The sequence below is a fragment of the Sphingomonas panni genome (genome assembly GCF_022664435.1).
Lineage (GTDB): Bacteria > Pseudomonadota > Alphaproteobacteria > Sphingomonadales > Sphingomonadaceae > Sphingomonas > Sphingomonas panni.
This window is the reverse complement of record NZ_JAKREU010000007.1, coordinates 87,231-99,575: the sequence shown is the minus strand read 5'-3', so window position 1 is coordinate 99,575 and position 12,345 is coordinate 87,231. Positions and strand designations below refer to the sequence as shown.

Sequence of the window (12,345 nt, the reverse complement as noted above, 5' to 3'; positions counted from 1 at the left end):
GTCCGGCTGACGGACCGGTTTCGGCCGGGCGATGGCGCCCGGTCGACCAGACCAATACGGGACGTTTCATGCCGCAAATCGAGCAGCTCGCCGCGACCTGGGGGTCGCAGGTCTTCTGGCTGGTGCTGACCTTCGGCATCGTGTTCCTCGTCGTGGGCCTCGGCATGGTGCCCAAGGTGCAGGGCACGGTCGACCAGCGCGACCAGGGCATCGCCGCCGACCTCGCCGCCGCCGAAGCGGCGCGTGGGCAGGCGGATGCGACCGAAGCGGCATGGCGTGCCCGCGAAAATGCCAGCCGCGAGGCTGCGCAGAAGCTGCTGGCCGAAGCCCGTGCCAAGGGTGCGGCGGCGGCGGCAGAACGGCTGGCCGCGGCCAATGCCGACATGCAGGCCCGCGTCGCGCAGGCCGAAGCCGATATCGCTGCCCAGCGTGGCGCGGCGATGGCGCAGGTCGAACAGGTCGCCGCCGAAGCCGCACAGGCGATCGTCGAGCGCGTGTCGGGCGTGCGGGTCAGCGAACAGGACGCGCACGGCGCGGTGAAGGCGGTGCTCCATGGCTAATCCCAACGTCGCGCATGGCAGCCCGACGCTGAACGAGGCGATCCACGAAGAGGGCCTGCCCAAGACCGGCACCGAAGCCGTCGAGGGTGCGCATGGCAGCTCGACCGGGGCCAACCATCCCGATCCGACCGCGCTGGGGCTGAACGCCACGGCATGGGTCAGCGCGGCGATGCTGCTGTTCCTGCTGGTGCTGGTCGTGAAGGGCGTGCCCGCCCTGATCGGTCGCCTACTCGACGGTCAGATCGCGGCGATCCGTACCCGCCTCGACGAAGCGCGCACGCTGCGTGCCGAAGCCGAGGCGCTGCGCGACGAATATACGTCGAAGATCGCCGGTATCGAGGCACAGGCCGCCGAAATGGTCGCCCATGCCGAAGCCGAGGCGCAGGCGCTGCTGGTAAAGGCGGAAGCCGACGCCGCCGAACTGACCCAGCGTCGCGCCAAGATGGCGACCGACAAGATCGCCGCCGCCGAACGCGCCGCCATTGCCGAGGTCCGCGCGACCGCCGCCGATGCCGCCGCCAAGGCTGCCGGCGCGCTGATCGCGACGCATTTGTCGGGTGAGGCCGATCGCGCGCTGGTCGACCGGACCATTGCGGGTCTGGGTGGCAGCCGCCTGAACTGATCGGATCTCTTCCGCGCGACGACGCCGCCCCGCCATCCGGCCGGGCGGCGTTTCGCGTTCCGGCCGCTGGCGTCTCTTTCGGGTTTCCGACGCCGCGGCCCATCTTCCCGAGCCCGTGACAGGAGAAGCGATATGGCATGGGCCATTCTCGCCGTTGCGGTCGTGTGTGAGATCATCTGGGCATTGAGCCTGAAATGGGCGGCGGGGCAGGGGACGGTGCTGGCCTCTGCCGTGCCCATCACCCTGTCGTTCGTGAACATGGGGCTGTTGGCGCTGGCGATGCGCGGCATTCCCGCCGGCACCGCCTACGCGGTGTGGACCGGGCTGGGCGCGGTCGGCGTCATCATCGGCGGCGCGGTGTTGTTCGGGGAGAAGATCGCACCGGTGCAGGCGGGCTTCATGGTGCTGATCGTCGTCGGCGTCGTCGGTACGAAGCTGTTCGCCCAGACCTGATCCCGTAACGCCTGCATCGGCCAGTGCATTGACGGCGGCGGGGGGTGCCGGTCATTGTCGTTCCGAACAGGGGAGGCGGCAATGACCGGACGGCGATGGACGGGGGCGATGGCGATAGTGCTCGCCGGATGCAGCGAGCCGCCGTCCGAACTGCGCTCGATGAAGTCTACCGAAACCTTCGACGTCGAGGAACCGCCGGCGGAAATGCCGCCCCCGCCCGCCGCCGGGTCGCAGATCGCCTATACTTATTCGGTCACCTACGCGTTCGATCGCAGCACGGTTGCTAAAGTGCAGGGGCAACATCTCGATCTGTGCCGCCGGCTCGGGACCGGGCGCTGTCTGGTCGTTCGATCGTCGCTCAATACGCCCGGTCCCGACGACCATGTCGTCACCGACGAAGCGGTGCTGATGATCGATGCGACACGCGCCGATGCAGTGACGCGCCGGTTCGACGCGATCGCCGAACGCGGCGGAGCGCGCCGGTCGAACCGACAGGTCGAGGCGGAGGACGTCACCCGGCAGGTCATCGACACCGATGCGAAGGTCCGCGCCAAACAGGCGCTTGCCGAACGCCTGCTCGCCATCATTCGTGGGGGCGACGGCAAGGTCGGCGAACTGGTCGCGGCCGAACGCGCCTATGCCTCGACCAACGAGGAACTGGAAGCGGCAAAGGCGCAACAGGCGGCGCTGGCGCAACGTGTCGCCATGTCGAAGCTGACGATCACCTATGCCTTCAACGACCTGCCCGGCGGCGATTCTCCGGTCCGTGCCAGCTTGGCCACGGCGGGAGCAACGCTGTCGGCCAGCGTCGCGGCCATGGTCACGTTCATCGTCGCGGCGTTGCCGTGGATCGTCACGGGCGGCCTGCTGGTGTTCGGGCTGCGACGACTGGCCCGGCGGCGGGGCTGGCGCTGGTCATGGCGGCGCGGCGAACGTCCCGCTGGTTGATGCCGAACCGCTGACCGAAAATCCGGGATCGGTCGAGGTTACCGCTAACAGGAATCGTTGGACAATGGTTCGTAGCGCAGGAATACTCGCCCGATAACAACAGGGAGAGGGTGTATGCGAGCAATCCACGGACGGCGTTTGCCGGGCTGGGCGATTGGGGCGGCACTGGCCGTTAGCGCCGCGCCGGCGCTGGCGCAAAGCGACAGGATGGAACCGATGGCGACCCCGGCCCAGCCGACCTCCATTCCCCTGAACACCGGCACGCTGCCAGGCGCGACCGCGAAGGAATCGTGGCACCGGCAATATGGCAGCAGCTTCGCCCGCAACGTCACCGACGCGACGCTGACCCCGTTCCTGCCCGATCCGGCCAAGGCAACCGGCACGGCGGTGATCGTCGCACCGGGCGGGGGATTCCGCACCCTGTCGATGTCGAACGAGGGCTGGGACGTGGCGAAGGCGCTGGCGGACCGGGGCGTCGCCGCGTTCGTCCTGAAATATCGGCTGAACCAGACGCCCGCGGACATGGCCGGGTTCGAACGGTCGATGCGCGAGATGTTCTCCGGCACCGCACCGCACCGCGTCCGCGACCTGCGCCGGGCGCTGCCGCGAACGCGCTCGCCCCGCAGATCGCCGACGCCAATGCCGCTTTCGCCCTGATCCGGTCGCGCGCGGGCGAGTGGAAGGTCGATCCGAACCGTATCGGCATGATCGGTTTTTCCGCCGGCGCGATGCTGACCATGGCAACGACGCTGGCGAACGGCCCCGCCAGGCCCGCCTTCATCGGCGACGTGTACGGCCCGCTCGCCGCGATGGGACCAGTGCCGGCCGACGCCCCGCCGCTGTTCGTGGCGATTGCTGCCGACGATCCGTTCTTCGCGAACGGCGGCTTCGGCCTGATCGAATCGTGGAAGGCGGCGAAGCGGCCGGTCGAATTCCACCTGTATGAACAGGGCGGCCATGGCTTCGGCATGTATCCGAAGCAGACGACGAGCACCGGATGGTTCGACGCCTTCGCCCGCTGGATGGACATGCACGGCTGGCTGAAGCGCGCCGGGTGACGGCATCCGGTTATGGCGATTACGGTATTCCGTCCCCCACCCGTTCGTCACCCCGGACTTGAGCCGGGGTCCCGCTTTCTTGCGCGGTAAAGGAAGAAGCGGGACCCCGGCTCAAGGCCGGGGTGACGATGTTTGGAGCAGCCATCGAGAAAAGGGCGGACGTCTCCAGCGGGTTGGCGGCGTGGCTGCGGGGCGCTAAGTCCTTGTCGGGGCGTCGTTGCCCCTGGAGGGATTGCCATGAAGTTCCTGTTCACCGCCGTCGCGCTGCTGGCGACGCCGCTTGCCGCCTCGGCACAGACCGCGCCGACCGCCGCGCCCGCTGCCGCCAAGCTGACCATCGACAGCAGCATCGAGGCCATCGCGGCGAACCCGAAGGGCAAGGCGATCCTCGACGCGCAGTTCCCGGGGATGATGGCGCATGAATCCTATCCGATGTTCAAGGGGATGAGCCTGAAGCAGGTCCAGCCCTATGCACAGGGCAAGATCACCGACGCGGACATCGCGAAGGTCGCCGCCGAACTCGCGAAGCTCAATTGACATGGTGCGCGTCGGCCTGATCGGGTTCGGCCTGGCCGGCGCGTCGTTCCACGCGCCGCTAATCGCGTGCGTGGAGGGAATTGAGCTGGCGGCGATCGCCACCTCGCGCCAGACGGATCGCTTCCCGGGCGCGGTGCGCCATGCCGACCCGATGGCGCTGATCGACGACGACGGCCTCGACCTGATCGTTATCGCCACCCCCAATGACAGCCACGCCCCACTGGCACAGGCGGCGCTCGCCGCCGGGCGACATGTCGTCGTCGACAAGCCGCTCGCCACCGACGACGCCGATGCGGTCGCGCTGGTGCATCTGGCGCGGGGCGCAGGCCGGCTGCTCAGCGTGTTCCACAATCGCCGCTGGGACAGCGATTTCCTGACCGCCGAACGCCTGCTGCGCGACGATGCGCTGGGCGAGGTGCAGCTGGCCGAGCTGCGCTGGGACCGGTTCCGCCCGGCGATCAAGCCCGGCTGGCGTGAGGAGGGCGGTCCGGGCAGCGGGCTGCTGAACGATCTGGGGCCGCACATGATCGATCAGGCGATCCGGCTGTTCGGCATGCCCGATGCGGTCGCGGGCGACGTCACCACCCAGCGCGACGGCGCCGGCGTCGACGATTATTTCGAGGTCGTCCTGCGCTATGGTGCCCGCCGCGTGACGATCGGTTCGGCCTCGCTGGTCGCAGCGCCACGTCCGCGCTTCGCCCTGCACGGTACCAGGGGCAGCTTCGTCAAATATGGCATCGATCCGCAGGAAGCGGTGCTGCGCGCCGGGGGGATGCCGACCGACAGCGGCTATGGCATCGAACCCGATGGTCTGTGGGGTACGCTGACCGATGCGGAGGGCAACGCCCGCCCGGTCCGGTCGGAGGCTGGCGACTGGCGCGGCTTTTACCGGGCGATGCGCGACGCGATCCGGGGCGAGGGCACAGTGCCGGTCGATCCGGTCGACGCGGTGCGCGGCCTGCGCATCATCGAGGCGGCCCGGGCGGGGTAGGCAATGCTGGTGACCGGCCGTTAACGCTCGTCCGGTAATCATGGTCCCAGATGTTCGAGCTTCCCGACGTGGCGACGCTGCGCCAGTGCAGCATCCTGTGCAGCGCGGCCTATACCGTGGTGTTCTTCGCCATGGGCGCGGGAGGGGCGTGGTACCGCTATTGGGGCTGGGGGGCGTTCAGCTATTGCGCCTCGCTCATCCTGACGGGGTTGATCGGGGAGCCGCTCCCGCTGTGGATGCTGGTGCTGACCGACGCCGTTCTCAGCTTTTCGATGGCGCTGGTGCTGGCGGGCGTCCGGCGCTTCGACGGGCAACCAGCCTTCGTGCCATGGATGTGGGTCGTGGTGGGGATAACCGCGATCGTGCCCAGCGCCGTGCTGACGGTGATCGGTACGGGCGCGATCGCGGCGGCGGTCTGGTCGGCGACGATGGCGATCAGTTCCTTCGCGCTTGCCCTGCCGCTGATCCGCAATCGCGCGACCGACGGCACCGCCCGGCCGCGTCGCCTCGCCGGCTGCCTGCTGTCGCTCTACGCCCCGGTCTATCTCACGGTCGCGATCAGCGCGCTGGCGACGCAGCAACTGGTGCAGCTGCTGGAGGCGATTCCCTATCTCGCCGACCAGCTGTTGTTCGGTGCGGCCAATCTGGCGCTGCTGTGGATTCCGACGGCGCGCGCGCAGCGGGAGCTGCGGGATATGGCGTTGCGCGATCCGCTGACCGGCCTGTGGAACCGCGCGGCGCTGGCGGCGGGCGCGGCCAAGCTGCTGGTGCCGGGCCGGGTCGCGTTGCTGATCGATGTCGACCGGTTCAAGGCGATCAACGACTGCCATGGCCATGCGGTCGGTGACGCGGTGCTGGTGGCGATCGCGACCGCCCTGCAACGCGGCGTCGGTAGCGATTTCGTCGCGCGGCTGGGTGGCGACGAGTTTCTGGTCGTAACCGATGCCGACGATCCGGCATCCGCCGCCGAACGGCTTCGTCTCCGCGCCGGTCGGGGCGAGGCGGGGCTGCCGCCATGGACGCTGAGCGTCGGCGCAGCCCGGATCGAGGCCGGCGACCGCTCGATCGACGAGGTGATCCAGCGCGCCGACCTGTTGATGTACCGCGCGAAGGACGATGGCCGCACCTCCGCGGCGGCATGACGCTGGCGCTCGCCGGGCGGACTCCCTAAATCGGCGGCGATGTCGGAAACGCCCAACGCTCCCAATCGCTTCCATGAGGACAAAGCCAGCTTCACCGTGCGCGGATCGGACGCGCCGGATATCGACGCCGGCGTCGCCGCGATCCGCAACGTGCTGGCGACGCTGCCGGCGCGGCCGGGGGTGTACCGGATGCAGGATGCGCGCGGCGAGGTGCTCTATGTCGGCAAGGCGCGCGCGCTCAAGAACCGCGTGGCGAACTATACGCAGGTGTCGCGCCTGACCAAGCGGCTGCAGCGCATGGTCGCGCAGACCCGGTCGATGACGATCGTCACGACCAATAACGAGGCGGAGGCGCTGCTGCTCGAAGCGCAGCTCATCAAACGCTATCGCCCGCCCTACAACGTGCTGCTGCGCGACGATAAGTCGTTCCCGTTCATCCTGCTGCGGGCCGACCATGAATTCCCGCGCATTCAGAAGCATCGCGGCGCGCGGCGGGCGAAGGGCAATTATTACGGCCCCTTCGCCAGCGCCGGATCGGTGACGCAGACGCTGAACGCGTTGCAGAAACTGTTCCTGCTCCGCTCCTGCACCGACGGCTTCTTCAAGACGCGCGACCGGCCGTGCCTGCTGTACCAGATCAAGCGTTGCTCGGCCCCGTGCGTCGGGCGGATCGATCAGGCCGCCTATGCCGAGCTGATTGCCGACGCGAAGGACTTCCTGGCCGGCAAATCGACCAAGGTACAGGCGAAGCTCGGCACCCAGATGCAGGCGGCGGCGGAGGCGATGGACTTCGAACTGGCCGCCGTGCTGCGCGACCGGCTGAAGGCGCTGACCTTCATCCAGGGGTCGCAGGCGATCAACGCGGACGGCGTCGGCGATGCCGATATCTTCGCCATGGCGTGTCGCGAGGGGACGATCGGCATCCAGGCCTTCTTCATTCGCGGTGGCCAGAATTGGGGCCATCGCAGCTTCTTCCCGGCGCACACCAACGACGTGCCGGAGGAGGAGGTGCTGTCTGCCTTCCTCATGCAATTCTATGAAGAGGTACCGCCGCCGCGCAACGTGTTCGTCGACCGCGACCTGACCGAAGCACCGGTGCTGGCCGAGGCGATGGCCGAACGTGCCGGGTTCAAGGTCGCGCTGTCGGTGCCGCAACGCGGCGTGCGCCGCCGCCTGCTCGACCAGGCGAAGCGCAATGCGGAGGAGGCGCTGGAACGACGCAATGCGGAGTCCACCACCCAAGCCAAGCTGCTGCGCGAGGTCGCCGAGCTGTTCGAGCTGGAAGGGCCGCCCGACCGGATCGAGGTGTACGACAACAGCCATATCCAGGGCACCAATGCGCTGGGCGCGATGGTCGTCGCCGGGCCGGAAGGGTTCCGCAAGGGCCAGTATCGCAAGTTCAACATCAAGCAGGCGCAGACCAACGACGACTTCGCGATGATGAAGGAGGTGCTGACGCGCCGCTTCGCCCGCGCGCAGGAGGAGAATCCGGATCGCGAAACCGACCGCGACGGCAATGGCTGGCCCGACCTTGTCCTGATCGATGGCGGCAAGGGGCAGTTGAGCGCGGCCAAGGCGGTGCTGGAGGACCTCGGCATCGAGGATGTCTGCATGGTCGGCGTCGCGAAGGGGCCGCATCACGGCCGCGACGGACGCGAGGTGTTCCACCTGATGGACGGGCGCGAACTGACGTTGCCGGTCAATTCACCGGTGCTGTTCTATCTGCAAAGGCTGCGCGACGAGGTCCATCGCTTCGTGATCGGGGCGCATCGCGACAAACGGTCCAAGGCGATCGGTGCCAGCCCGCTCGACGACGTGCCCGGCATCGGCCCGGCGCGAAAGAAGGCGCTGCTGATGCATTTCGGCACCGCCCGCGCGGTGCGCAATGCCAGCCTGGAGGACCTGCAAAAGGCGCCGGGGGTCAGCAAGACCATGGCACAGGGTGTCTATGACTTCTTCCACGCCCGATAGCATCGCGCTCGATCCCGCGCTGGCGGCGCGGGCGCGGGCGGCGGGGATCGATATCACCGCGACCTGCCACGCGGCGCTCATCCATGCGATCGACGAAGCGGCACAGGCGACGCTGCGGGCGGAAACGGCAGCGGCGATCGCCGAATGGAACGACTGGGCCGGGACCCCGGAATAGATCGAGCGCCCCGAACGTCAACCGAGCGGAAGACGGATTTTCCCCGGCACGGAAGCTCCGGCGTCCGTTGGAGCAACGTCCTTGCGGCGCTTAGCCGATACTCCGCTGGATGAAGCTGCGGATCGCCTGCCAGCGCCGGGCCTCGCCCGCGTCCCCGCGGTTGCAGGCGCGGACGCTCTTCGACCCGGCGATGTCCGGGGCGTCGCGGCCATGGCGTGCGACGAGAAATATGGCGTCGGTGCGGTCGATGTCGTCGATCATCCAGCCCTCCGGTAATAAAGTTACGCCGCTGAACGACGTGTTGGTCGGTCCTGTTCCCGCTGTCGATCCCCTATTTTGCGCGAAATTCGCGTCGTTTTCGGTACGGGAAAGTAACAATCCGGGCATATGGGCCGATAGGATGGTTAACGTTGCTTGGTACGCCCTGTACTAATAGATCGGCATCGTCCTAATCGATTTATGGGATATTTACCTCGAACCGTGCAGGACGCTTTCATGGCAACGCCGGTATTCCTGACGATCGACACCGAATTGATGTGGCGGCACCATGCGGCCGACCTGCCCGCATCGACGGTCGTCGCCCGCTCGCTCGAACCCGCCGGGGTCGGGGTGACGTGGCAGCTGGAGCGGTTGCGTGCGCATGGGCTGAAGGCGTGCTTCTTCGTCGATCCGCTCCCCGCGCGCCTCTACGGCATGGCCGCGATCGCCCCGACTGTGGAGGCGATCCTGGCTGCGGGGCAGGAGGCGCAGCTCCATCTCCACCCCAATTGGGTCGGCGCGGCGGTCGGCGACCGGGGGCGGGCGCATGGTGCGTTCGAACTGGTCGACCTGTCGCGGCAGGAGCAGCAGGACCTGCTGGGCGAGGCACGCGACCTGCTGCGTGAAGCCGGCGCGCCCGATCCGGTTGCATTCCGCGCCGGCAGCTACAGCGCCAACGACACCACCATCGACGCGCTGGCCGCGTTGGGCTTCGCCTATGACAGCAGCCATAACGGCGCGCACCATCCATGGCCCAGCGCGCTGTCGCTGTCGTCGGACCTGATCGCGCCCGTAGCGCATCGCGGGCTGGTCGAGCTGCCGGTAACGACCATCGCCATGCCCGGCGGCGGGCGGCGGCATTTCCAGATTTGCGCATTATCTGCAGCGGAGATGCGCGCGGCGCTCGATCATGCCGCCCGGCACGACCATGCCGCGGTGACCATCGTCAGCCACGGCTTCGAACTCGCCAACCGACAGGGTACGCGCGCCAACGGCGTCCATGTCCGCCGGTTCGAGGCATTGTGCCGCACGCTGGCCGCGCGCGCCGACGCGCTGCCCACGACCCATTTTGGCGACCGTCCCGCGCTGCGGCTGGGGCAGGACGACCGACCGCTGCCCGCCAGCGCGTGGCGCACGCGGCGGCGACAGGTCGAACAGCTGTGGTCGAACTGGGTCGAGGAGCGTGCGGCGTGACGACCGCCGCCCAACCCTGGCCGATCAAGTTCCAGATCGGCGCGCGCACGCTCTTTTCGATCCGCCGCCGGCTGGTGCGCGTGCCGCTGGAGTTGCGCGACGTGCTGTCGGGGGAGGTGCCGGTCCTGCCACCGCTGCCGCCCGGCGGCGATGGCTGGTCGGTCACCTCGCTGCCCGAACCGTTGCTGGACAGGGTGCGCCCGGACAGCGGCTTCGCCTTCGTCCGGCAACGCTACACCCGCTATCACACCGACCTGACCATCGGGTTCGACGCATGGTTCGCCGGCCTGTCGGGCAATGCACGCTCCGGCCTGAAGCGCAAGGCGAAGAAGCTGGCCGAAGCGAACGAAGGCGCGCTCGACGTCCGCACCTATCGCACCGCGCAGGAACTGGCCGAGTTCCACGGCATCGCCCGCCGGGTGGCGGAGCGGACTTATCAGGAAAGGCTGCTCGGCGCGGGCCTGCCCAACGATATTCAGTTCCGCGCGGCGATGCAGGGGAAGGGCGCGCGGGGCGAGGCGTTCGGCTGGCTGCTGTTCGTCGGCGGCACGCCCATCGCCTATCTCTATTGCCCGATGACGGCGGGCGACGTCCGCTACGACTATGTCGGCCACGACCCCAGCTGGAGCGAATGGTCGCCCGGCAGCGTGCTGCACATGGCGGCGTTCCGCACCCTGTTCGACGAACCGGCGGCGCTGCGCTTCGACTTTACGGAGGGCGAGGGCCAGCACAAGCGGCAGTTCGCCACCGGCGGCACGGCCTGCGCCGACCTGCTGCTGCTGCGCGGAACGGTGGGTAACCGCGCGACGGTGAAGGCACTGCGGGCGTTCGATGGCGGGGTCGAGCGGGTGAAGAAGGCACGCGACTGGCCGGTCGTCGGACCCTTGGTGGCGCGGGTGCGGCGGGGGTAGCCAAGGCCCAAAGTTCACGAAGTTCACACTCGCACGCCATTTGCGCACTAGTCGCTTTGTGCCCTGTGACACCGGAATGGATTGAACGATGGAAAGAGCCGCAGGGACGATGGCACGCTTCCGCTGATGTAGGAAAGTAGGCGCCTTTCTCCGCCGTCATCCCCGCGCAGGCGGGGATCCATACGCGCTGCGCTCGAGGATCGATCGCGCACGCTGGTGCATATGGATTCCCGCCTTCGCGGGAATGACGATGGGGGTGGACGATCGAGCCTATTTCGAAACGGCCAAAGCTTCGAACGAGGTAATCGGGGCGGCCCAGCACGATACCGCATGCCGTTCGCGCAGGAGAGTCTGTCGATAACGCGCTTGGCTGACCGGACGGCGAGCGCCACGAATGATAAGATCAAAGAGCAATATGTCGCGACCATAGGGTACGGCATGATATGTCGATGACGCTTTTGCCGTTACATCGGTATAAAACAGCACTGGCTGGCGTTTGTGTACCAGCAATCGGGCAGCCTCGCGCCAGTTCTGCTCGTATCGGTCGCGGCTCGAGTTCGCGGTGCTTGAACAGAAATCTTCTTCCAGCTCCCCGATGCAAACTCGCCCGCGCAGGTAATTCGCGGCGGGGGCTCGGCAACCGTTCGATCTTTTGTAGAAAGAAAGGGGAGGCATGCCGACCTGTTTAGAATAGCGTTCGAACCGCTGCCATCCGTCAGTTTCGCCCCCCGAACGAACCCTGCTAAACCCGCCCGATGCACCTCAACGCCCCCGCCATCCTCCTGTCCGCGCGCGCGCACGGCGAACATGGCGCGGTGGTGCGGGCGCTGACCGAACAGGCCGGGGTCCAGCCCGGCTATGTCCGCGGGGGGCGGAGCCGGGCGATCCGGCCGGTCCTGCAACCCGGCAACCTGATCCGCGGCGACTGGCGGGCGCGGACCGATACGCAGCTGGCGGCGCTGACCGTCGAACTGATCGAAAGCCGCGCGCCACTGTTCGCGGAACCGCTCGCCGCCGCCGCGATCGACTGGATGTGTGCGCTCACCGCCTATGCCCTGCCCGAAGCGCAGCCCTATCCCCGCATCCATGCCGCGCTGGACGGGTTGTTCTCGGCCATCGCCGCCGCGCCGGGTGCGCGCGACTGGGTGGGGGCGCTGGTGCGGACCGAATTGCTGATCCTGTCCGAACTGGGCTTCGGCCTCTCGCTCGACGAATGCGTCGCGACCGGCGTCACCGACGACCTGACCCATGTCAGCCCCAAGAGCGGCGGCGCGGTGTCGCGCGGGGCAGCGACCGGCCTCGAACACCGCCTGCTGCCGCTGCCTGCCTTCCTGATCGAAGGGGGCCGGGCCGAGTGGACGGCGGCATTCGACGGCCTCGCCCTGTCGGGCCATTTCCTGTCGCGCGACCTGCTGGGGCTGAAGGGGCAGGACGTGCTGGCGGCGCGTACCCGGCTGGTCGAGCGGTTGAAAAGGACGGTTGCGTGAGCGCGCCGGAGTGGGCAGAGGCGTGCCCACGCAATCTT

General features: G+C 68.1%; 13 protein-coding genes and 1 pseudogene. 13 read left to right on the top strand and 1 reads right to left on the bottom strand.

From position 1 onward, the window contains the following. Positions 1-68 precede the first annotated feature (68 nt). The 10 genes and pseudogenes from MF609_RS14165 to MF609_RS14120 all read left to right on the top strand — a co-directional run bounded on the left by MF609_RS14165 (position 69) and on the right by MF609_RS14120 (position 8,457). The gene (locus MF609_RS14165) at positions 69-560 is read left to right on the top strand and encodes a F0F1 ATP synthase subunit B family protein (protein ID WP_242416937.1); all 492 of its coding nucleotides are present in this window, start codon (positions 69-71) and stop codon (positions 558-560) included. Continuing rightward, the gene (locus tag MF609_RS14160) at positions 553-1,182 is read left to right on the top strand and encodes a F0F1 ATP synthase subunit B family protein (RefSeq protein WP_242416936.1); all 630 of its coding nucleotides are present in this window, start codon (positions 553-555) and stop codon (positions 1,180-1,182) included. The genes MF609_RS14165 and MF609_RS14160 overlap by 8 nt, the downstream gene beginning before the upstream one ends. A 132-nt stretch (positions 1,183-1,314) precedes the next feature. Continuing rightward, positions 1,315-1,635 (top strand): DMT family transporter, encoded by a 321-nt coding sequence (locus tag MF609_RS14155; protein WP_242416935.1) that lies wholly within the window; start codon positions 1,315-1,317, stop codon positions 1,633-1,635. Positions 1,636-1,743: 108 nt separating this feature from the next. Then, positions 1,744-2,583, top strand: coding sequence for a DUF4349 domain-containing protein (locus MF609_RS14150; RefSeq protein ID WP_242416934.1), 840 nt, complete (start codon positions 1,744-1,746; stop codon positions 2,581-2,583). 114 nt (positions 2,584-2,697) lie between these two features. Beyond that, positions 2,698-3,641, top strand: a pseudogene (locus MF609_RS14145) (alpha/beta hydrolase). 237 nt (positions 3,642-3,878) lie between these two features. Continuing rightward, positions 3,879-4,178 carry a hypothetical protein gene (locus MF609_RS14140; RefSeq protein ID WP_242416933.1) on the top strand — a complete coding sequence of 100 codons (300 nt, stop codon included), beginning with the start codon at positions 3,879-3,881 and terminating at the stop codon, positions 4,176-4,178. A gap of 1 nt (position 4,179) precedes the next feature. Further along, entirely contained in the window at positions 4,180-5,169 is a 990-nt protein-coding gene (locus tag MF609_RS14135) for an oxidoreductase (protein WP_242416931.1), read from the top strand. Between the two features lie 50 nt (positions 5,170-5,219). After that, positions 5,220-6,311, top strand: a complete 1,092-nt coding sequence (locus tag MF609_RS14130; protein ID WP_242416930.1) for a GGDEF domain-containing protein — start codon at positions 5,220-5,222, stop codon at positions 6,309-6,311. 39 nt (positions 6,312-6,350) lie between these two features. Further along, positions 6,351-8,282, top strand: coding sequence for an excinuclease ABC subunit UvrC (gene uvrC, locus MF609_RS14125; RefSeq protein ID WP_242416929.1), 1,932 nt, complete (start codon positions 6,351-6,353; stop codon positions 8,280-8,282). Further along, positions 8,260-8,457, top strand: coding sequence for a type II toxin-antitoxin system CcdA family antitoxin (locus MF609_RS14120; protein ID WP_242416928.1), 198 nt, complete (start codon positions 8,260-8,262; stop codon positions 8,455-8,457). Before uvrC ends, MF609_RS14120 begins: the two co-directional genes overlap by 23 nt. A 90-nt stretch (positions 8,458-8,547) precedes the next feature. Here the strand turns inward: MF609_RS14120 and MF609_RS14115 are convergent, their stop codons facing one another. Continuing rightward, complete coding sequence (locus MF609_RS14115; RefSeq protein ID WP_242416927.1) at positions 8,548-8,718, bottom strand: hypothetical protein; 171 nt, start codon at positions 8,716-8,718, stop codon at positions 8,548-8,550. Positions 8,719-8,952: 234 nt separating this feature from the next. Here MF609_RS14115 and MF609_RS14110 point away from each other — a divergent pair, with 234 nt between their 5' ends. The 3 genes from MF609_RS14110 (at position 8,953) to recO (ending at position 12,307) form a co-directional block, all read left to right on the top strand. Next, positions 8,953-9,909, top strand: a complete 957-nt coding sequence (locus MF609_RS14110) for a polysaccharide deacetylase family protein (RefSeq protein WP_242416926.1) — start codon at positions 8,953-8,955, stop codon at positions 9,907-9,909. After that, positions 9,906-10,820 carry a GNAT family N-acetyltransferase gene (locus tag MF609_RS14105; protein WP_242416925.1) on the top strand — a complete coding sequence of 305 codons (915 nt, stop codon included), beginning with the start codon at positions 9,906-9,908 and terminating at the stop codon, positions 10,818-10,820. The genes MF609_RS14110 and MF609_RS14105 overlap by 4 nt, the downstream gene beginning before the upstream one ends. 755 nt (positions 10,821-11,575) lie before the next feature. Beyond that, positions 11,576-12,307, top strand: a complete 732-nt coding sequence (gene recO, locus MF609_RS14100; protein WP_242416924.1) for a DNA repair protein RecO — start codon at positions 11,576-11,578, stop codon at positions 12,305-12,307. Positions 12,308-12,345 lie beyond the last annotated feature (38 nt).